21 protein-coding genes and 1 tRNA gene are annotated in these 18,538 nt (G+C 61.4%); 10 read left to right on the top strand and 12 right to left on the bottom strand.

The genetic code is table 11. From position 1 onward, the window contains the following. Positions 1-27 precede the first annotated feature (27 nt). The 3 genes from phoR to L0U79_RS15535 all read right to left on the bottom strand — a co-directional run bounded on the left by phoR (position 28) and on the right by L0U79_RS15535 (position 3,892). The gene (phoR, locus tag L0U79_RS15545; RefSeq protein ID WP_233843149.1) at positions 28-1,320 is read right to left on the bottom strand and encodes a phosphate regulon sensor histidine kinase PhoR; all 1,293 of its coding nucleotides are present in this window, start codon (positions 1,318-1,320) and stop codon (positions 28-30) included. 13 nt (positions 1,321-1,333) lie between these two features. Then, on the bottom strand, positions 1,334-2,023 hold the full coding sequence (phoB, locus tag L0U79_RS15540; protein WP_115476890.1) for a phosphate regulon transcriptional regulator PhoB: 690 nt from the start codon (positions 2,021-2,023) through the stop codon (positions 1,334-1,336). A 168-nt stretch (positions 2,024-2,191) separates the two neighbouring features. After that, positions 2,192-3,892 (bottom strand): M48 family metalloprotease, encoded by a 1,701-nt coding sequence (locus tag L0U79_RS15535; protein WP_233843148.1) that lies wholly within the window; start codon positions 3,890-3,892, stop codon positions 2,192-2,194. A gap of 114 nt (positions 3,893-4,006) precedes the next feature. Between L0U79_RS15535 and grxC the strand changes: the two genes are divergently transcribed. From grxC to L0U79_RS15520, 3 genes are all read left to right on the top strand, one after another. Then, a complete protein-coding gene (gene grxC, locus L0U79_RS15530; RefSeq protein WP_233843147.1) occupies positions 4,007-4,270 on the top strand; it encodes a glutaredoxin 3 in 264 nt (87 codons plus the stop codon). Continuing rightward, positions 4,267-4,659: a carboxymuconolactone decarboxylase family protein gene (locus L0U79_RS15525; protein ID WP_233843146.1), complete on the top strand. Its 393-nt coding sequence runs from the start codon at positions 4,267-4,269 to the stop codon at positions 4,657-4,659. The genes grxC and L0U79_RS15525 overlap by 4 nt, the downstream gene beginning before the upstream one ends. Before the next feature lie 211 nt (positions 4,660-4,870). After that, positions 4,871-5,884 carry an isocitrate dehydrogenase gene (locus tag L0U79_RS15520; RefSeq protein ID WP_233843145.1) on the top strand — a complete coding sequence of 338 codons (1,014 nt, stop codon included), beginning with the start codon at positions 4,871-4,873 and terminating at the stop codon, positions 5,882-5,884. Between the two features lie 55 nt (positions 5,885-5,939). On the opposite strand, the gene L0U79_RS15515 is transcribed toward L0U79_RS15520, so the two are convergent. From L0U79_RS15515 to L0U79_RS15485, 7 genes are all read right to left on the bottom strand, one after another. Beyond that, a complete protein-coding gene (locus L0U79_RS15515) occupies positions 5,940-6,404 on the bottom strand; it encodes a carboxymuconolactone decarboxylase family protein (RefSeq protein WP_233843144.1) in 465 nt (154 codons plus the stop codon). 37 nt (positions 6,405-6,441) lie between these two features. Next, complete coding sequence (gene sigJ, locus L0U79_RS15510) at positions 6,442-7,341, bottom strand: RNA polymerase sigma factor SigJ (protein ID WP_233843143.1); 900 nt, start codon at positions 7,339-7,341, stop codon at positions 6,442-6,444. 58 nt (positions 7,342-7,399) lie between these two features. Beyond that, the gene (locus L0U79_RS15505; RefSeq protein ID WP_345778454.1) at positions 7,400-8,323 is read right to left on the bottom strand and encodes an aspartyl/asparaginyl beta-hydroxylase domain-containing protein; all 924 of its coding nucleotides are present in this window, start codon (positions 8,321-8,323) and stop codon (positions 7,400-7,402) included. A 97-nt stretch (positions 8,324-8,420) separates the two neighbouring features. Further along, the gene (thiD, locus tag L0U79_RS15500) at positions 8,421-9,209 is read right to left on the bottom strand and encodes a bifunctional hydroxymethylpyrimidine kinase/phosphomethylpyrimidine kinase (protein ID WP_233843141.1); all 789 of its coding nucleotides are present in this window, start codon (positions 9,207-9,209) and stop codon (positions 8,421-8,423) included. A gap of 8 nt (positions 9,210-9,217) precedes the next feature. After that, positions 9,218-10,597: a PhoH family protein gene (locus L0U79_RS15495; RefSeq protein WP_233843140.1), complete on the bottom strand. Its 1,380-nt coding sequence runs from the start codon at positions 10,595-10,597 to the stop codon at positions 9,218-9,220. Positions 10,598-10,673: 76 nt separating this feature from the next. Further along, entirely contained in the window at positions 10,674-11,135 is a 462-nt protein-coding gene (locus tag L0U79_RS15490) for a peroxiredoxin (RefSeq protein ID WP_233843139.1), read from the bottom strand. 374 nt (positions 11,136-11,509) lie between these two features. Beyond that, complete coding sequence (locus L0U79_RS15485) at positions 11,510-12,073, bottom strand: ACT domain-containing protein (protein WP_192675012.1); 564 nt, start codon at positions 12,071-12,073, stop codon at positions 11,510-11,512. Positions 12,074-12,188: 115 nt separating this feature from the next. On the opposite strand from L0U79_RS15485, the gene dapA reads away from it, so the two are divergent. Next, positions 12,189-13,082, top strand: coding sequence for a 4-hydroxy-tetrahydrodipicolinate synthase (dapA, locus tag L0U79_RS15480; protein ID WP_233843138.1), 894 nt, complete (start codon positions 12,189-12,191; stop codon positions 13,080-13,082). Between the two features lie 49 nt (positions 13,083-13,131). Next, a complete protein-coding gene (locus L0U79_RS15475; RefSeq protein WP_233843137.1) occupies positions 13,132-13,725 on the top strand; it encodes a hypothetical protein in 594 nt (197 codons plus the stop codon). 77 nt (positions 13,726-13,802) lie between these two features. Here L0U79_RS15475 and fdxA read toward each other — a convergent pair whose 3' ends face one another. After that, positions 13,803-14,126, bottom strand: a complete 324-nt coding sequence (fdxA, locus tag L0U79_RS15470; RefSeq protein ID WP_115497495.1) for a ferredoxin FdxA — start codon at positions 14,124-14,126, stop codon at positions 13,803-13,805. 50 nt (positions 14,127-14,176) lie between these two features. Then, a tRNA-Glu gene (locus tag L0U79_RS15465) sits at positions 14,177-14,252 on the bottom strand. 184 nt (positions 14,253-14,436) lie between these two features. Between L0U79_RS15465 and pcnB the strand changes: the two genes are divergently transcribed. The 5 genes from pcnB to panD all read left to right on the top strand — a co-directional run bounded on the left by pcnB (position 14,437) and on the right by panD (position 18,530). Continuing rightward, positions 14,437-15,786: a polynucleotide adenylyltransferase PcnB gene (pcnB, locus tag L0U79_RS15460; RefSeq protein ID WP_233843136.1), complete on the top strand. Its 1,350-nt coding sequence runs from the start codon at positions 14,437-14,439 to the stop codon at positions 15,784-15,786. Next, positions 15,783-16,265 (top strand): 2-amino-4-hydroxy-6-hydroxymethyldihydropteridine diphosphokinase, encoded by a 483-nt coding sequence (gene folK / locus L0U79_RS15455; protein ID WP_233843135.1) that lies wholly within the window; start codon positions 15,783-15,785, stop codon positions 16,263-16,265. The genes pcnB and folK overlap by 4 nt, the downstream gene beginning before the upstream one ends. Positions 16,266-16,364: 99 nt before the next feature. Then, the gene (gene panB, locus L0U79_RS15450) at positions 16,365-17,150 is read left to right on the top strand and encodes a 3-methyl-2-oxobutanoate hydroxymethyltransferase (protein ID WP_345778453.1); all 786 of its coding nucleotides are present in this window, start codon (positions 16,365-16,367) and stop codon (positions 17,148-17,150) included. A gap of 17 nt (positions 17,151-17,167) precedes the next feature. Further along, a complete protein-coding gene (panC, locus tag L0U79_RS15445) occupies positions 17,168-18,013 on the top strand; it encodes a pantoate--beta-alanine ligase (RefSeq protein WP_233843134.1) in 846 nt (281 codons plus the stop codon). A 130-nt stretch (positions 18,014-18,143) separates the two neighbouring features. After that, positions 18,144-18,530, top strand: a complete 387-nt coding sequence (panD, locus tag L0U79_RS15440; RefSeq protein ID WP_233843133.1) for an aspartate 1-decarboxylase — start codon at positions 18,144-18,146, stop codon at positions 18,528-18,530. Positions 18,531-18,538 lie beyond the last annotated feature (8 nt).

Raw genomic sequence — 18,538 nt, 5'->3', positions numbered from 1 at the left:
CGCGTTTTGAAATCAGCCCACGCCGCCTTAACCGGCGGCGTGAGTGTCGTGCGTTTCCGGCGCGAGCAAGCGTTCGCGACCGAAGCCGCAGGTGAAGGTCGAGCCTTGGCCGGGCGTGCTGCGAATATCGAGCCGCGCCTGATGCAGGCCCAGCACGTGCTTGACGATGGAAAGCCCGAGGCCGGTGCCGCCGCTGTCGCGCGAGCGACTGGACGACACGCGGTAGAAACGCTCGGTGAGGCGCGCCAAATGATCGGCGGGAATGCCGTAGCCGGTGTCGATCACTGAGTAATTGGCGCCGTCGCCGACGCGCTCCCAGCGAATGGTGATGCGTCCGCCGGTCGGCGTGTAGCGCACGGCGTTGCTCACCAAATTCGAGAGCGCGCTGTGCAGATCTTTCGGCGAGCCGAGCAGATCGAGGTTGGCGGTGTTTTCCAGCGTGATGCTGTGGCGTCCCTGACTCAAGGCTTCCGCTTCCTTGCGCAAGGTCGCCAACAGCGGCGCCATCGGCACGCGCTCTTCGCTGACTTGGTCTTGCGTTTCCAGTCGCGACAGCGTCAGCAGATCTTCCACGATCTGCCCCATGCGCTTGGATTGTGCGCGCATCTCGCTAAGCACCGGCGCAAGATGCGGCACATCTTCCGGATCGAGCAATTCGAGATAGCCGTGAATGACGGTGAGCGGCGTGCGCAATTCGTGCGAGACGTTGGCGACGAAGTCGCGACGAATTTGTTCCAGCCGCGACATATGGCTGATATCGCGCGCCAACAGCAAGCGTTGGCGTTGCCCGAACGGCAGCAAGGTCACGTTGATATGGCGGCTGGGTGCGCCGGGCGCGCTGACATCGTTCAGCGGTTCGGGCGAGGATTCTTCCAGCCAGCCGGCCAATTCGGAATTGTGCAATTTCTCTTTCAACACCACGCCGCGATCTTGCGGACGACGCAGACCCAAGAGGCTCTCTGCAGCGTGATTGAACCAGCGTACGTGTTGTTCTTGATCGAGCAGCACAATGGCGTCCGGCAGGCTGCCTGCGGCACGGCGTAGATCATGCAGGTTGGCGGCTAGGCGACGGGAACGCATCATGAATCGGTCATGCCGGGGTTGATAGGGGTCGTTATTAGACGGGGAAATTTGCGATGTCATGATTGGCTGAGCAATGTGACGCAAGTGCGTCAGTAGCAAGACAATCTCTGCTAGAGCGACTAAGGCTACGCCGGTGGCGACGTGACCGCCGGCGAGCCATCCAAGCAGTGCGCCCACGATCAAACCTCCGGTCAGCGCGAGAGGACGTTTCCAGGCGCTATTGACCGAAGGTGTCATCGCGGCGTTCGCTTCAAGGGCTGGCTGAGAATCGATAACCCGCGCCTCTCACCGTTTGCACCATATCCTCAAGCTTCCAAGGTTCGAGCGTTTTGCGCAGGCGACGGATATGCACGTCCACCGTGCGCTCTTCCACGTACACGCTGCCGCCCCACACATGGTCGAGCAACTGCGCGCGCGAGTAGACGCGTTCCGGATGGGTCATGAAGAAATACAGCAGACGGTATTCGGTGGGACCGATCGGCACCGGTTCGTCGCCCGCGAACACGCGGTGCGCCGGACCATCGATGCGCAGTCGACCCAGTTCCACCATGCCCGAGCCGTCGTCGCCCTGACTGCGGCGGAGCACGGCCTTGATGCGGGCAATCAACTCGCGCGTGGAGAAGGGCTTGACGACGTAGTCGTCGACGCCGGCTTCCAGGCCGTTGACGCGATCCATTTCCTCGCCGCGCGCGGTGAGCATGATGATCGGCACTTCGCGGCTGAGTTCTTCCTTGCGCAGGCGGCGGGCCAGGTCCAGGCCGCTGGTGCCCGGAAGCATCCAGTCGAGCAGGATTAGGTCCGGCACCTGTTCGGCGATGGACATTTGCGCCGTGCGTGCATCGGCGGCTTGCGCGGTATCCATGCCGGCTTTGCGCAGGGCGAAGGCGACCATGTCGCGGATGGAGGCTTCGTCTTCAACAATAAGGATGCGTTTGTGCACGCTAAGGTCCGATTAGGTGGCCTGTGACGCAAATATTGCAGCGGCGCAATGTTACGCGCCTATGACAGTGCGTGAAAATGTCGCTCTGGCGACCCTTTGCGCACCTTAAAGGACGACGGATGTGGGCGCCATGCTGCGGTGCGATCAAGGCCGGGGGCGGCCCGGGCCTCAGTTAAGCGTGTTGCTGCCGACCCCGAAACAGAGCCGGCCGCTACAGTTGTTGCCGAACTGCTGCGGCGTTTGGCTGGTGCCGTCCGGGTTGTCGTCCGTCGACACACGCCGTTTGCGCAATTCCATCGTCAGCGGGGTGAGTTCGGCGATGTGGGCCTGGATGCGGGCCCTGGCGTAGTAGTCCAAATCGTTGCGTTTAAGCAGGGATTTGAGCTGTTCCATCGCGTCGAAGGGGCGCCCGGAGAGGTAGCTCGCCTGTGCGTAGGCTTCGCCGGCGCGCACGCTGTCGCCGGCACGCTCGCTGGCGCGGGCATAGGCGGTGAACAGATCGGGCTCGTCGGTGTCTTCCAGCATCGGACGCAGCATTTGAGCTGCCTGCGAAGCCTGGGCCTTGGTGCCACCTTGATCCAGTGCATTGGCGTAAGCCACGCCAATGGCTTTGTTGCGCGGGGATTGGGTATTGAGCGCTGCGTATATATCCAGCGCCGCGGCGCGTTCGCCGGCTTGCAGGCGCGCGTCCGCCATTGCCAGACGGAGCACGAGATTGCTTGGGTCTTTGTCCAGCACCGGTTGCAACTGAGCGATTGCTTTGGCGCCCTGGCCGCTACGCGTCAACGCGAGCGCGTAACCGTAGCGGTTTTCCGGCGTGTCGTAGCGGCCGTCTTTTCGACCGAGCAGACCGCTGTAGAAATTGACCATGCGGTACGGATCGTCGGAAAGCACGCGCACGCGTTCGCGCATCAGCAAATACGTGGTGGCTTCCTGATCGGTGTGGCGAGCGCCAAGCAGCACCGTGGGATCTTTGACGTAGGCAATCGGCGCGGTCTGCTGCGACCAGCTGTTTTTGTCGAGCAAATTGCCGCTCGGCTGCATCTTCTGTTGCGCGATCAACGCGCCTGCGCGCGATTTCGCGTCGCTGATGCGTTGCGCCGTCACCGGGTGATCCAACAACAGGGAAGGCACGTCGATGCCGCCGGAATCGGCGCTCATGTCGTCTTCCATGCGTTGGAAAAATCCGGCCATGGCGTTCGGATCGAAGCCCGATTTGGCCAGCGTTTCGATGCCGGTGCGATCGGCTTCGGCTTCGTCCTTGCGCGTGAAATTGATTTCTTTCTGCATCAGCACGCCCTGACCGCCAAGCAGCGCCGCCGCCGCCGCTTGTCCGCCTGCCGCACCGCCGGCGGCAATGGCGCCCAGCGCCACCAGGGCCATCAACGGCGTGTCTTTTTTCGCCGATTCGTAGGCGCGTTGCAGATGGTTTTGCGTGATGTGCCCGATTTCGTGCGCCATCACCGCGGCGAGTTCGTCTTCGTTGCGCGTGATGATGATTAAGCCCGAATCGATGCCGATGTAGCCGCCCGGCGCGGAGAACGCGTTGACGACCGGATCTTTAGCGATGAAGAACGCGAAATGGTCTTTGGGCTTGGCCGAATTCGCAACGAGGCGGAAGCCGAGGTTGTTGATGTAATCATCCAACAATGGATCGTTCACCACCATGTCCAGCGCGCGCATCTGCTGCAGCATCATCGCGCCGTAGTCATTGGCTTCCTGTGGCGAAATGAGCGCGTTGGCCGAGCTACCGAGGTCGGGCAGGCGGACGTCGTCCGAACGATCCTGAGCGCCCGCGGCGACGGCCACGGTGGCGGCCGCCAGCGCGGTCAACAGGCGTTTATGAAAGTATCGATGCGCCATGATCATAGATGAACGACAATATCACTGAGACCGTTCTACGGTGCGACAGTTCAGCAATGAGCCGTTGAATTGGAATCCTTCATCGCCACTTACCTGCGCAAGTAATTTCGGAGTTTCGCAATGCCCAAGATCGAAGTCTATTCCACCGCGGTATGCCCTTACTGCGTGGCCGCCAAAAACCTGCTGAAGGCCAAGGGCCTGGCGTGGGAAGAGGTGCGGGTGGACACCGATCCAACCCAGCGCGAAACGATGCTCACACGCAGCGGCGGCCGTCGCACGGTGCCGCAGATCTTTATCAACGATCAGCTGGTGGGTGGTTACGACGACCTGGTCGCCGCCGATCGCAGCGGCAAACTCGCCCAGTTGTTGGGAGCCGCCGCATGAGCGCCGAAAAAGATCGCCTGGCCGAATTCACCGCGTTTCGTCACCGGATGAACGAGCGCATCTTGGCCGAAGACAACCAAGTGGTTCGACGTTTCTTCGCGCTGGACACGCAGACCTACAAAGCCGGCGTGCTGGATGTGAAAACCAAGGAAATGCTCGGTTTGGTCGCTTCGATGGTGCTGCGTTGCGACGATTGCATCAGCTACCACGTCGCGCAATGCAAGGATGTCGGCGTGACGCGCGATGAATTCTTCGAAGTCTTCAGCGTCGGCTTGGTGGTGGGCGGATCGATCGTGATTCCGCACTTGCGCCGCGCAGTCGATTTTCTCGATCAGCTCGAAGCGGGCAACGCAGCCGGACAAGCGGAAAACTGCGGCGAGCACGCGTAAACGCCCATGTGTGCCCTCTCTTCGTAGGGAGAGGGCGGTCGCGCGCGTGGCCATCATTCGAATCGAAGCATCGCTCCGTGCGAGCATTTTCAACGCCCTGAAGCCCCTTCGGACTGTTCCCAGACAGGCCCATCGGGGATAATTGAGCGGATTTCAGCCAGGCGCCTTCCCCGTGCGCCGGCTACCCGCTTTTTCTTCAAGGAGTTCCCCCATGAGCAAGACCATTGCGGTGATCCCGGGCGACGGTATCGGCCCGGAGATCATGACCGCCACGCTGCGCGTGCTCGACGCGCTGGACTGCGGCTTGACCTACGACACCGTCGAGGCCGGCATGATCGCGCTTGAGAGCCAGGGCGACCTACTGCCCAAGGCGACGCTCGAGGCCATCGCCAAGCATGGGATCGCGCTGAAAGGTCCTTTGACCACGCCGGTGGGCGGTGGCTTCACGTCGATCAACGTGACGCTGCGCCGTCATTTCGATCTTTACGCCAACGTGCGCCCGGCGATCAGCTTCCCCGGCACCAAGGCGCGCTACGAAAATATCGACATCATTACGGTGCGCGAAAACACCGAAGGCGCGTATTTGTCGGAAGGGCAGACCATCTCGGAAGACGGCGAAGTCGCCAACTCCGTGATTCGCGTTACCCGCAAAGGCTGCGCGCGTATCGTGCGTTATGCGTTCGAAATGGCAGTAAAGAAAGGACGCAAGAAAGTCACCGCCGTGCATAAGGCGAACATCATCAAGACGGCGTCGGGTTTGTTTCTGAATGTGGCGCGTGAAATCGCCAAGGAATACCCGCAGATCGAATTTAACGAAATGATCGTGGACAACGCCTGCATGCAGCTGGTGATGCGCCCCGAGCAGTTCGACGTGATCGTCACCACCAATCTGTTCGGCGACATTCTTTCCGATCTTTGCGCGGGCCTCGTCGGCGGCCTCGGTTTGGCGCCGGGCGACAACATCAGCGAGCACGCAGCGATTTTCGAAGCGGTGCATGGTTCCGCGCCGGATATCGCAGGCAAGGGTATCGCCAATCCGTGCGCGCTGTTGCTGGCGGCGGCCGATATGCTCGATCACTTGGGCATGGTCGACAAAGGCACCAAGCTGCGTCAGGCCATTCGCGACACGATGGCGAACGATCGCGATCACGTGACGCCGGACCTGGGCGGCAAAGGCTCCACGCAGAGTTTTGGCGACGCCATCGCCAAGCGTGTGAAGGCCTGAGAATAGAACTAAAAAGCCCCTCTCCTGAAAGGGAGAGGGGCTTTTTTTATGAGCGTTACGCTACTTTGCGTTCGGCGGGCTGAAAACTTCCGGGTTCCGTTTTCGACGGAATGGCGATGCGATTCCACGCGTTGATCATGATCACCAGCAGATTGAGATCCATCAGTTCGCGTTCGCTGAATTGCGCGCTGGCTTGCGCGTAGACGTCGTCCGGCACACCGTGAATGGGGTCTAGCCGCGTCACCGCTTCGCACCAGGCCAGCGCAGCGCGTTCGCGATCGGTGTAGAACGGCGCTTCGCGCCAGGCTTGCAGCACATAGAGCCGTTGCTCGGTTTCACCTTCGGCGCGCGCTTCCTTGCTGTGCATGTCCATGCAATACGCGCAGCCGTTGAGCTGCGAAGCGCGCAACATCACCAGGTGCGTGAGACTTTTTTCGAGTCCCGATTTATCGATGTGCGCCTTCATCGCAAACAGCGGCTTCAGGGCTTCGGGGTAGCTGTAGTAGGAGAAACGTGACATGGGGGAGTCCTCGCATAAGCGACCGAAAGTGGCCGTTTCAATGTAAGGACGTGCCAGACGGCCATTCCGTGACAGCCGCCAGGCGGGCCAGTTTTTCGGGGTTGCGCAGGGCGTGCAGGGCGACGATGCGGTCGCCGTCGCACTCGATCCAGATCACCGTGACCAACTTGCCGTCCACCCATGTCAGCAGCGCCGGCGTGCCGTTCAGCAAGCGCAGATCGCGACGGATATCGTGACCCTGCTCGAGCTTGCCGATTTGCACATATAGGCGCGCGATACGCTCGCTGCCCAGTAGCGGTCGCAACGTGGCGGTGACCAAGCCGCCACCGTCGGCGACATGCATGGCGTCTTCGGCGAGCAACGTGCGCAAATTCTCTTCCGTAGGGTGCTGCAACGCATCCGCAAAACGTTCGAGCAGACGCCGTTGCGTTTGCGCGTTGGCGGTGAAGCGCGTGCGTTCTTCACGCAATCTTTGTTTGGCGCGATGCGCGCGCTGGCGGCAGGCTTCTTCGGTAATGCCAAGAATGGTCGCGGCTTCCGCGTGACTGTAGTCGAACACTTCGCGCAGCAAAAACGCGGCGCGTTCTTCTGCGCTGAGGCGTTCGAGCATCAGCAGAAACGACAGCGTCAGCGTTTCGGCGTGTTCCGCTTGCGTATCGGGTTGCTGCTCCGGCTCGATGAGCGGTTCCGGCAACCACGGGCCGGTGTAGTGCTCGCGTTCGACCTTGGCGCGGCGCAGCCGATCCAGCGCGAGACGGGTGGTGACCGTTACCAGCCAGGCTTCGGCATCGTCGAGGCTGTCTTTATCTTGCGAGTGCCAGCGAAGCCATGCGTCGTGCAGCACGTCTTCGGCATCGGCCTGGGTGCCGAGCATGCGATAAGCGAGCCCCATCAGGCGGGGGCGGTGTTTTTGGAACAAAACGGTGTGCGAGTCCATGGTCGTTCCCGGTAAGGGCCTATGGCCAGGACGCGCGGGCTAGTGAAAACGTGACAGCTCAGCGCACGAACGGCCAGGGCGCGAGAAATACCAGCCAGATAAAGATCAGCATGCCGATGTATTTCACAGTGCGGAAAATCTTGGGAAACCGCTTCTTGAACGCGCGGCTGCGCTCGCGTCCGCGCTGGTTGAGCGCGAACATGCGATTGACGAAGCCGGTCTTTTCTTCCGGCGATTCCGTATTCGGCGACGCAGTGATCTTGCCCATAAAGGCACCCACCCGGTGGTTGATGGCGCTCATGATGCGCGTGCGCAGCGGTCGCTCGACGTCGGCGAAGAGAATCACGCGCGTCTGATCGGTTTTGTTTTCCACCCAGTGCACGTAGGTTTCGTCGAAGACGATATCTTTGCCGTCGCCCCAGGCGTGTTCTTCGCCGTCGACGAAAATACGGCAATCGCGCGAATTGGGCGTGATCAGGCCGAGGTGGTAACGCAGCGAGCCGGCGAACGGATCGCGGTGTGGATTGAGTTTGCTGTTCGGCGCAAGCGTCGCGAACATCGCCGCTTTGACGCTGGGAATGGTGTTGAGTAGCGCCACGGTTTTCGGGCACAGCGCTTCGGCGGACGCTAACGGTTCGCCGTACCACTTCAAATAAAAGCGCTTCCAACCTTGCTTGAAGAAACTGTTGAAGCTAGCGTCGTTGTGTTTTTCGGCGGCGCGGATATGACCGTCGTCGAACAACTGCAACGCTTCGTCGCGAATGGCTTGCCAGTTTTCCTGCAGCAGATTCAGTTGGGGAAAACCGCCGCGATCGAGGATCGGCCGCGCAGGTACGGCCGAGAAGGCGTACATCAGCAAGTTGTACGGCGCGAAGACAGCGGAGTGATCCACCAGCTGGCGGTCGAAGCGCAGTCGCGCGCGTCCGCGCAGATGCACCAGCAGCACGCACAGCACGAAGGCCAGCAGCACGTAGAGAATGATGAAACGGGGACTGAGGAAATCCATCGTGAAAGCGGCTCGGGCTGCGCCTGACAAAGGTGGCCGGATGGCCGTTGCCCGATTTTACGTCAAATCCCGTTCAGTGACGGAGCACGAATGCCGCACCGCCGCCCGGGCGGTAGCCGTTTTTCAGCGCGCGTTGCACGTAAGCGACCGCCTGGCGCACGGCCTGACGTGGCGTCGCGCCCTTCGCCAGCGCCGCAGCGATGGCCGAGGCGAGCGTGCAGCCGGTGCCGTGGCCTTCGCGGGGCAGGCGTGTGTGGCGAATGTCCATCGATCCGCGTGCGTCGAAATACCGATCGACAACCTCGCGGCCGCGCCCATGGCCGCCTTTCAAAAGCACGCCGGATGCACCGAGCGCGAGCAACGCTTCGCCGGCATCGTGAAGTTGTTTTGGCGTATTCAGGGGACTGCCGAGCAGCGCTTCCGCTTCCGGCAAATTCGGCGTCACGATATCGGCCAACGGAATCAGCTCGTTGATCATCGCGTCGATGGCGTCTTCGTCGAGCAATCGCGAGCCGCTGGTCGAAATCATCACCGGATCGACCACGAGCCAAGCCGGTTTGCGCTTGCGCAACGCCTTTGCGACCAAGCGCACCGTGGCGGCGTTGCCCAACATGCCGGTCTTTACGGCAGCAACGGGAAAGTCGTCGAACAGTGCATCGATCTGGTTGCGAATATGCGCAAGCGGAACCGGATGCACCGCCGTAACCTCGCGCGTGTTTTGCGAGGTGATGGCGGCGATCACCGACAGTCCATGCACCCCCTGCGCACGGAAGGTTTTCAAATCGGCTTGAATGCCGGCGCCACCGCCGGAATCCGATCCGGCGATGGTGAGGGCGATGGGTGGTGCGATGGATCGTGTCACGCGATGAACTACAAGGCTTCCGACGCGAAGTCCGCCAGTCGCGAACGCTCGCCACGCCGCAGCGTGATGTGCGCCGAATGCGCCCAGTGCTTGAAGCGATCGACCGCGTACGTGAGACCGGATGTTGTTTCGGTCAGGTAGGGTGTATCGATCTGCTCCACGTTGCCAAGGCACACGATCTTGGTGCCCGGGCCTGCGCGGGTGATCAGTGTTTTCATCTGCTTTGGCGTGAGGTTTTGCGCTTCGTCGATGATCAGATAGCGCGACAGGAAGGTACGGCCACGCATGAAATTCAGCGAGCGGATCTTGATGCGCGATGCGAGCAGATCGTTGGTGGCCTGACGTCCCCAACTGCCGCCTTCTTCCGGATTGGCGAGCACTTCGAGGTTATCCGTGAGCGCGCCCATCCACGGCGTCATCTTTTCTTCTTCGGTGCCGGGCAGAAAGCCGATATCTTCGCCGACCGACACCGTGGCGCGCGTCATGATGATTTCGCGGTAACGCTGTTGATCCATCACTTGCGCCAAACCCGCCGCCAGCGCGAGCAACGTTTTGCCGGTGCCCGCAGTGCCGAGTAAGGTGACGAAATCGATGTCCGGGTCCATCAACACATTGAGCGCGAAGTTCTGCTCGCGGTTGCGCGCGGCGATGCCCCATACGGCATGATTGCTGTGGCTGTGATCGTCGAGCAGCACCAGCGTGGCGCGCACTTCGTCGATATGCAGCACGCGCAATTCGACGTTATCGTCGCCCGGCAAGAACAGACATTGATTGGGATACCAATCCTCATCGTCGCGGCGATCGAGTTTGTAGTACGTGCGGCCGCGCTCGTTCCACGATTGCACTTCCGGATGGAGGTTCCAGAAATCTTCCGGCAGTTCGGACGAACCGGTGAACAACAGCGCGAAATCGTCCAGCGCGCGATCGTTCTCGTAGTCCTCCGCATCGATGCCGTAGATCTTGGCTTTGATGCGCAGGTTGATGTCTTTGGTGACCAGAATGACCGAACGATCCGGATTCTGTTCCTTCAATTCGATCACGGCGGAGAGAATTTGATTGTCCGCCTTGCCGTGCCCGTTGCTGGTGCGCTGCTGGAAATACAGGCGACCCACGGCAAGACCGCGCTTGAGCGATACGCCGTCAGGGTTCGCCAATTCCAGGCCGTTGCTGATGCCGTGTCCGTTGCCGCGTTCGATCAGTTCGTTGAGGAAGCGGCTGACCTGGCGTCCGTTGCGTGAAACTTCCGAGGCGCCTTTTTTCTTCTCGTCCAGTTCCTCCAAAACTGTCATCGGTATGAAGACGTCGTGCTCCTCGAAACGAAACAGCGACGTCGGGTCGTGCAACAACACGTTGGTATCGAGAGCGTAAATGCGCTTGCTTCCGGTCATGCGGAAGAGACCTCGTGAGGCGGGAGGAAAGTGGATCGCTTCAAGTGAACGATGGCGATGTGGACGTACGTAAAAATCACCGAGCAGATAGGTCGTCGAGCACCGCCAGCGCATGGCCGGGCACTTTCACGCCCCGCCATTCCGCGGCGAGCTTGCCGTCGGGATCGATCAAAAAAGTACTGCGTACCACGCCCATGTGACGTTTTCCGTACAACACCTTTTCGTGGATCACGTCGAAGGCGTTGCACCAGGTTTCATCGGGATCGGATACCAGCGGGAAGGGCAGTTCCTGCTTGCTGGCGAAATTGGCGTGGGATTTGGCGGAGTCGCGCGAGACGCCGACGATTTCGGCATGGCGCTTTTTGAACTTCGGATAGAGGTCGCGAAAATCTTTGGCTTCGTTCGTGCAACCTGGCGTGCTGTCCTTGGGGTAGAAGTAGAGCACTACCCATTGGCCTTTCAGTGAGTCGAGCTTGAGCGTGCTTCCGTCGCCGGTGACGCCTTGCAGCTTTGGTACTTTCTTGCCTAGATCGGGCATGGGCTCTCCGGTAGCCAGACTTACTTAGTGCGACTGCTGGGACGGAGACTAGCGCGTGAATCGTGACGGAAACAGCCTTGTCAGATGATCAAAGGCGGAGCATCCTGAGGGACGCGCTAACCCATTTTCGTGGGCGTCACCGGCGCTATCCGTCCGCAGACCACAGGACCATCGGCGAAGGCAGACTGGCTGTCTGTCGAGACGATGGGCCGAAGGGATGCGGACGGATAGCGCCGGCCCGAAGGGTGATGTCCAAAAGGCGCGCAGGCTGCGTCGCGCAGCTTGAAAAGACCACCAGTCTTCCCTGCGCCGCGCAACACAACCTGCACGCCTTTTGGACATCATGCCGCCCACGAAAATGGGTTAGCGCGTCCCTAAAACTTCACCGGATCCATGATGGCGTCCAGATTTAAGCCATCGCAGAATTCCAGAAAATCGTCGCGCAATGCGGCGATATGCAACTTATCCGGCACCCCGATCGTGAACTGCGCCTGGAACATCGCCGCGCCAGTCTGCATGGCTTGATAGCGCATGGAGCTCAGTTGCTCCACGCTGATGTCGTGACGGCTGAAGAAATCGACGATCTTCACCAGAATGCCCGGGCGATCGGACGACACCACTTCCACCAGGTACGGCAGCAAATGGCCGCTGGGTTCGCGCGGGGTGGTGCGGTAATGCGTGAGGCGCAGTTCTTCTTCGCGTGCGAGCTTGGTCAAGGCCGTTTCGAGCTTGGCGACCGCATCCCAGGCGCCGCTGGCCAGCAGCGTGAGCGAGGTGTCCGCGCCGATGGTGGAGACACGGGCATCGGAAAGATTGCAGCCAGCGTCGGCAATACGTCGGGCCAGCGCAAGCAGCGGCGTGCGCGTCGCCGGCGTCAGCGTCTGGATCAGCAATTGATGGTCGTTACTGGATCGCGCGGAAAAAGGGTTGGTGGACATGGATGTTGGCGACCCGCGTCGTGCGGGATGACGACGAACGATACACCAGCTTACTTGCCCCTCCCGCGAGGCCGCAAGTAATATGGCCTATTAGGTTTTTTGTGCGGATTGCGCCATGAAGATTCACGGAAGCGTCTGCGCGCTGGTTACTCCATTCGCCTCGGATGGAGCGCTCGACATGGCGGCATACGGCCGTTTGCTCGACTTCCAGATCGCGGGCGGCACCCAAGCGGTAGTCGTCGCCGGTTCCACCGGCGAAGCTCATATGCTCGAACAAGACGAATACGACCGCCTGCTCAGCTTTGCAGTGAAGCATGTCGCCGGTCGCATTCCCGTGATCGCCGGCACCGGCGAGGCCGGCACCGCCAAAACGGTGGCCGCCACGCAGCACGCCCGTGCGCTAGGCGCGGATGCCGCCCTGGTGGTGACGCCGTATTACGTGCGGCCCACGCAGGAAGGGTTGCGCCGCCATTTCGTTGAAGTGGCCGATCGCGGCGGATTGCCGGTGATTCTCTACAACGTGCCGGGCCGCACCGGCTGCGACCTGGCGCCGGAGACGACGGCGATCCTGCGCGACCATCCCGCCATTATCGGCATCAAGGAAGCGCGCGGCGATGCGGAGCGCATTCAACGCACCGCGGAACTTGTGCGCTCGGATTTCGTCTATCTGTCCGGCGACGATGCGAGCGGCGCGGAAGCGATGCTGGCTGGCGCGGCGGGCGTGATCTCGGTGGTGGCCAATTTGGTTCCCAAGGCGTTTCGCGCACTCTGCGATGCGGCCACGGCCGGGGATCGCGATGCGGTGGCACGCTGCCATGCGGCGCTCGATCCGCTGGTGCAGGCGCTCAATTGCGCGCCCAACCCGATTGCGGTGAAAGCGGGTCTGCCGGATTTGGGCCTGGGAACGGCGCAGCCGCGGTTGCCGCTGGTGGAACTGGAACAGGGGCCGGCGCGCGAGCAGCTACGCAAGGCCTTGTCGACTCTGGCATCCTTGGCGGATGCCGCGTGACCGGTCGGCTGCTCGACTTACAACTTCGGAATAAAACGGAATCCATTACATGAAGAAATTTTCCCTCGCCGTTGCCCTGCCGGCCCTGGCTCTCACTGGCCTGCTGCTTTCGGGCTGCGGCATGTTCCGTTCCGAACGCGCATGGCAAAACGCCAAGCAACAGTCTCCGCTGGAAATTCCTCCGGGCATGGATACACCCAATGCCAGCGCCGCGCTGGTGATTCCGCCCCAGGGCAGCAATCAGCCGTCGCCGAACGGGGCCACCGCACGCGTGGGCAATAACCCGGGTACGATCACCGACGGGTTCATCCTGGCCGACAACGTGGACAACACCTATCGCCGTGTCGGCGAGGCGTTGAGCAATGGCGAAATCGGCCAGATGCAAGGGCACGACGACGCGGCGCATACCTACAGCCTCAGCGTGATGGCTTCCGATCAGCCCGCGGAAAAAACCGGTTTCTTGGGCCGCATGTTCGGTCGTGGCGGCAGCGGTTCCGGTGGTCCGAATGTGGCCCCGCGTTCGGTGGTCGTGACCGTGGATGCCAGCGGCCAAGGCTCGAGCGAAGTGCGCGCGCAAGGCGAAGCGGCCGCGGTTGCGAAAGTGGTCGACAGCCTGAAATCCCGCCTGGGCGGCAAGGGCTGACGTTACGCTCAGCCTCAAGCGCCGCATAAAAAAACGCCGCTCATCGAGCGGCGTTTTTGTTGATAGCTGCGATGCGCTCAGCGCTCCAGCAGCTTCAGCTTATCGGGCTTGTTTTCCCATTCCTTGGCATCGGGCAGCGCGTCCTTACGCACGGTGATGACCGGCCACGCCTTGGCGAGTTCCTTGTTCAGGGCGGTGAAGCCTTCCTGCCCAGCGGGAACGTCGTCTTCCGGATAAATGGCGTTGATCGGGCATTCCGGTTCGCACAAGGTGCAGTCGATGCACTCGTCCGGATCGATCGCCAAAAAGTTTGGGCCTTCGTGAAAGGCGTCGACAGGACAAACCTCGACGCAATCGGTGAATTTGCATTTGATGCAATTGTCGGTGACGACGAAGGTCATGCTGCCGTGTGCCCTGCTAAAGGATCGGAAAGCCGATCATAATGGGATGGTGGCGCTCCCAACGAGGTTCGAACTCGTGTTCCCGCCTTGAGAGGGCGGTGTCCTAGGCCACTAGACGATGGGAGCGTATTGTTGCGAGGCGCGGTAGTATAGCTGAATTGATGCGTCCGGCAACGCCCGCGGACGCTAGCTCGCACGAGCTGAAACGCTTGCAGAACAATGCTTTTGGCTGCTTTTTCAGGGCTAGCGCATGCCAGGCGTACTCAGCCCTGCGACCCGGAAGTTGGATACCCCCAAGGATTTCGATCGCTTGAATTCCACAGCCAGGAACGACGCCAAACTCGCTCTGCGCATCATTCCGCGCGAGCAGCACACGATCTCTCGCAAGAACATCAGCAAGGCTGCCTTGCGCGTGCTGTATCGCTTGAATGAAGCCGGTTACAACGCGTACCTGGTCGGTGGCGCGGTGCGCGATTTGCTGCTCGGCGGACATCCCAAGGATTTCGACGTGGCCACCGACGCCACGCCCGACGAAGTCAAAAAGCTCTTTCGCAATTGCCGCCTGATCGGCCGCCGCTTTCGTCTGGCGCATGTCGTTTATGGCTCAGAGATCATCGAGGTCGCGACGTTCCGCGGCGCCAGCGAGGACGAAGGCGATCGCCATATCGTCGACGGCCGCATCGTGCGCGACAACGTGTGGGGCACGATCGAAGAGGACGCGCTGCGCCGCGACTTCCGCGTCAATGCGATGTACTACGACATCAGCGATTTTTCGGTGCGCGATTACGTCGGTGGCATCAAGGATCTGCAGGATCGCGCCTTGCACCTGATCGGCGATCCGGCCACGCGCTATCGCGAAGATCCCGTGCGCATGCTGCGCGCCGTGCGTTTGGCGGCCAAGCTCGATTTTCGGATCGATGCGTCCGCGTCCACACCGTTCGCCGAACTCGGCCCGCTGTTGAGCGGCGTCGCGCCGGCGCGCTTGTTCGACGAATCGCTGAAGATGTTTTTGTCCGGGCATGGGTTGAAGAGCTTCCGGATGCTTGAACAATCCGGGTTGCTGAAATTTATGTTCCCGGCCACTGCGCGTGCGCTCAAGCGCGGTGATGAAGCGCTGCGCTCGTTGATCGAGCAGGGTTTGGCTAATACGGACGATCGCGTCGCCGACGGCAAATCGGTCACGCCGGCATTTTTGTTCGCGGTGCTGCTGTGGGGCGAGGTGCGCGATCTTGCGCATACGTGGATATCGCACGGCAAAGACGCCAACGAGGCGTGGTCGCGCGCCGCGATGCACGTGGTGGCCGAACAGTGTCAACGCGTCGCCATCCCGCGTCGCTTCACGATCACGATGGAAGAGATCTGGTCGCTGCAGCCGCGCTTCGAGCATGTTCAGCGCAAAAAAGTATTCCGGTTGCTGGCGCATCCGCGCTTCCGCGCCGCGTTCGATTTTCTTCTGTTGCGCGAAGCGGAATCGCCTGCGATCGGCGAACTGGGACGCTGGTGGGCGCATGCGCAACAGTTGCCGCACGAAACGCTGGCTTCCGCGTTGCCGCAGCATCAGGCGGGCGGCCCTGGAGACATCGAGCCCGTGCGCAGCGGCGCGACGCGCAAGCGCAAACGTCGACGCAAGTCCTCCGCCGGGAAATCCGGGGCCGCTTGATGCGCGCGTACGTTGCGCTGGGCAGCAATCTTGGCGATTCGCGACAACACCTGCTGGATGCCATGACGGCGCTGGCCGCTTTGCCGCATACGCAGGTCGTCGCGCGCTCGAAGCTCTATCGCACGCCGCCGTGGGGCGTTCTCGATCAACCCGATTTTCTCAACGCGGTTGTCGCGCTTGAAACCGAACTGGAGCCGCATGCTTTGCTCGACGCATTGCTGGAGATCGAGCGCAACGCAGGCCGACTGCGCAACGGCGAGCGTTGGGGGCCGCGCATTCTCGATCTCGACGTGCTTCACATGGCCAGCGTCACCGTCAACAGCGAACGTCTCACGCTGCCGCATCCGCATATCGCCGACCGCGCCTTCGTGCTGTTGCCGCTGAACGATGTCGCGCCCGATCTGAACATTCCGGGGCAGGGCAAGGTCTTGGACCTTCTACGAACCGTTGATACGCAAGGCTGTACACCCCTAACTTGAGCGCCACCCGTTCCGCGCCGGATAATTGTTCATCGCAGCATTGAAGGATTTCCCGTGTACGTGGAAAACGCCACCGCTCCCGTTCGCAAGCCCGTCACCGTGCCGGGGCTGCACGCCATGAAGACGGAAGGGCGCAAGATCGTGATGCTCACCGCTTACGACGCAAGTTTCGCGGCGCAAGTGGAGCAGGCGGGTGTCGATATCGCGCTGGTCGGCGATTCGTTGGGCATGGTCGTGCAAGGTCAACGCAGCACGTTGCCGGTGACGCTCGATCACATGGTGTACCACACCAGTCTCGTTGCGCGCGGTTTATCGGCGACGCTGCTCGCTGCGGATATGCCGTTCATGGCCGATCGCAACGTTTCCTACGCGCTGGAAGCCGGCGCGCGATTGGTGGGTGAAGCGGGTGCGGCGATGGTGAAGCTGGAAGGCGCAGCGCCGCATGTGCTCGAAGCGATTCATGCGCTCACCGAGCGCGTAATCCCCGTGTGCGCGCATCTGGGTCTCACGCCGCAATCGGTGCACAAATTCGGTGGCTACAAAGTGCAAGGCCGTGCGCAAGACGCCGCCGAGCGCGTGGTGAACGAGGCATTGGCGGTGCAGCAGGCCGGCGCGAGCATTCTCGTGTTGGAGGGTGTGCCGACACCGTTGGGCGAGCGCGTGACCAAGGCGCTCGACATTCCCGTTATCGGCATTGGCGCAGGCCCGCATTGCGACGGTCAGGTGCTGGTGGTTTACGACATGCTGGGCATCACGCCCGGCAAGCGTCCCAAATTCAGCAAAGATTTTCTTGCCGGTCGCGGTTCGGTCAGCGAGGCGATTGCCGCCTACGTTTCCGATGTACGCAGCGGTGCGTTTCCCGCGGCCGAACACAGTTATAACTAAGGCGGATTTTTCTTTTCATGCAGACGATTCAAGATGCAGCCGGATTGCGCGCCACGATTCGCGGCTGGCGCGCGCAAGGTCACATGATCGGCTTTGTGCCGACCATGGGTAACCTGCACGAGGGGCATCATTCGTTGGTGAAGCTGGCGCGTGCGCGCGCCGATCGCGTGGTGGCGAGCGTTTTCGTCAATCCCACGCAGTTCGGGCCCAACGAAGATTTCGAGCGCTATCCGCGCACGCTGACGCAGGATCAGGCCGGTTTGGCCGAATCGGGTTGCGACGTGCTGTTCGCGCCGGACGTTTCGACGATCTATCCCTACGGCGCCGCGCAAAGCGTGAGCCTGCACGTGCCAGAGCTCACCGACACCCTGGAAGGGGCGCATCGTCCTGGCCATTTCGATGGCGTAGCGACCGTAGTCTGCAAGCTGTTCAACCTGGTGCAGCCGGATATCGCGATATTCGGACAGAAAGATTTCCAGCAGCTCAAGGTTATCGAGCGCATGGTGCGCGACCTTTCCCTGCCCGTGAAGGTGATGGGCGGCCCCACCCAGCGCGCCGACGACGGGCTGGCCCTGAGCTCCCGCAATCAATACCTGTCGGACGGCGAGCGCGCCGAGGCGGCGCAGATTTACCAAACCCTGCAGCAGATGCGCGACCTGATCGCCAAAGGCCACGCCCGCACGGTGGTGGAGCTGGCGGCGGCATCCAAGCTGGAACGTGCCGGCTTTGTGCCGGATTACGCCGCGATCCGGCGGGCCGAGGATCTGGCCGAACCTGCCGATGGCGAGACCGAGGGGCTGGTCGCCCTCATTGCCGCCCGTCTGGGCTCCACCCGCCTGATCGACAATTTGCTGTTCGATTGAGACGGGGTGTCGGGGGCATTGAACGACCTCCGGCCGCCCCTATGTACCGGCCATGCGGGCGCTGTTGCAGTGCAACGGTGGCGCCTCGATAATATCGAACTACGCAGGCAGTTCCTGCTGGAATGAAGTCATGCAACTGAACATGCTGAAGGCGAAGATCCACCGTGCCACCGTGACCCACGCGGAGCTGCACTACGAGGGTTCCATCGCCATCGACGGCTTGCTGCTCGACGCGTCGGGCATTCGCGAGTACGAGCAGATCCATGCCTGGAACATCAACAACGGCAAGCGCTTCGTCACGTATGCGCTGCGCGCCGAAGAAGGCTCCGGCATCATTTCGGTGAACGGCAGCGCCGCGCACCGCGCGCAACCGGGCGACTTGGTCATCATCGCCGCCTTCGTGCATCTCAACGAAGCGGAGCTGGAAAAATTCCAGCCGATGCTGGTCTACGTCGACAAAGACAACCGCATCAGCCACACCAATCGCTCGATTCCCAAGCAGATGGCTGCCGCCTAAAGCGATTT

Source organism: Dyella sp. 2HG41-7, from assembly GCF_021390675.1.
In the GTDB taxonomy this organism is placed as follows: Bacteria; Pseudomonadota; Gammaproteobacteria; order Xanthomonadales; family Rhodanobacteraceae; genus Dyella_B.
This window is presented reverse-complemented; position numbering and strand designations above follow the sequence as displayed.

Bases quoted from the DNA above. Each gene is read 5' to 3' on its own strand.
- phoR (WP_233843149.1), bottom strand. From the start codon at position 1,320: ATGACACCTTCGGTCAATAGCGCCTGGAAACGTCCTCTCGCGCTGACC.
- L0U79_RS15535 (WP_233843148.1), bottom strand. From the start codon at position 3,892: ATGATCATGGCGCATCGATACTTTCATAAACGCCTGTTGACCGCGCTG.
- grxC (WP_233843147.1), top strand. From the start codon at position 4,007: ATGCCCAAGATCGAAGTCTATTCCACCGCGGTATGCCCTTACTGCGTG.
- L0U79_RS15525 (WP_233843146.1), top strand. From the start codon at position 4,267: ATGAGCGCCGAAAAAGATCGCCTGGCCGAATTCACCGCGTTTCGTCAC.
- L0U79_RS15520 (WP_233843145.1), top strand. From the start codon at position 4,871: ATGAGCAAGACCATTGCGGTGATCCCGGGCGACGGTATCGGCCCGGAG.
- L0U79_RS15515 (WP_233843144.1), bottom strand. From the start codon at position 6,404: ATGTCACGTTTCTCCTACTACAGCTACCCCGAAGCCCTGAAGCCGCTG.
- sigJ (WP_233843143.1), bottom strand. From the start codon at position 7,341: ATGGACTCGCACACCGTTTTGTTCCAAAAACACCGCCCCCGCCTGATG.
- L0U79_RS15495 (WP_233843140.1), bottom strand. From the start codon at position 10,597: ATGACCGGAAGCAAGCGCATTTACGCTCTCGATACCAACGTGTTGTTG.
- L0U79_RS15490 (WP_233843139.1), bottom strand. From the start codon at position 11,135: ATGCCCGATCTAGGCAAGAAAGTACCAAAGCTGCAAGGCGTCACCGGC.
- L0U79_RS15485 (WP_192675012.1), bottom strand. From the start codon at position 12,073: ATGTCCACCAACCCTTTTTCCGCGCGATCCAGTAACGACCATCAATTG.
- dapA (WP_233843138.1), top strand. From the start codon at position 12,189: ATGAAGATTCACGGAAGCGTCTGCGCGCTGGTTACTCCATTCGCCTCG.
- L0U79_RS15475 (WP_233843137.1), top strand. From the start codon at position 13,132: ATGAAGAAATTTTCCCTCGCCGTTGCCCTGCCGGCCCTGGCTCTCACT.
- fdxA (WP_115497495.1), bottom strand. From the start codon at position 14,126: ATGACCTTCGTCGTCACCGACAATTGCATCAAATGCAAATTCACCGAT.
- panC (WP_233843134.1), top strand. From the start codon at position 17,168: ATGCAGACGATTCAAGATGCAGCCGGATTGCGCGCCACGATTCGCGGC.
- panD (WP_233843133.1), top strand. From the start codon at position 18,144: ATGCAACTGAACATGCTGAAGGCGAAGATCCACCGTGCCACCGTGACC.